A 525-nucleotide genomic window follows, 5' to 3' on the forward strand; every position below is an offset into this window, starting at 1 on the left:
TTCTCGATGCGCTGCTGCACCGACTGCTCCGACAACCGCGCAGACGCGGCAACGTCAGCGACCGCGCTCCGATATGCGAGCGACCGCTCCACCGGCCCATCCCCCGACTTCCCCGCCACCGAAGCCTCGTCACACGAGCCCGGCTCCCCCGCAATCCGGCCCGCATCCTCGGCGGCAGCGACGGCCCGCACATACGCGTGCGCCCGCAGACGTTCCGCCTCGAGCGCGCGAGAGCGCCGCTCGATATCCTCGACCCACGACACCGCACGGTCCAACGCTGCAAGGTTCGGGCTGCCCGGCCCGAACACCCCCACCGGCACCGCCCCCGAAGGGCCGCCGGAAGCACCCACCCCAGCTCTGGCACGAGCACCGGCACGCACCCCGGAAGTACCGGATTCCGCGAGCACGGAACCCGGGCCCTGAGGCGCGTGATCGGAGGTGGTGAACATGCTTCCATTGTCCCAGTTCCCACCGACATCCGCACCCCGAAAAATGCTTCTGATCAGGAATTGTGGATAACTCGCC

General features: G+C 69.0%; 1 protein-coding gene. It reads right to left on the reverse strand.

Going from position 1 to position 525, the window contains the following annotated elements:
* A partial coding sequence (locus ACUYTF_RS13460) for a hypothetical protein (protein ID WP_449279957.1) occupies window positions 1-449 on the reverse strand: 449 nt, incomplete at its 3' end.
* Window positions 450-525: the final 76 nt, after the last annotated feature.

It is taken from the genome of Leucobacter sp. GX0328, assembly GCF_053567315.1.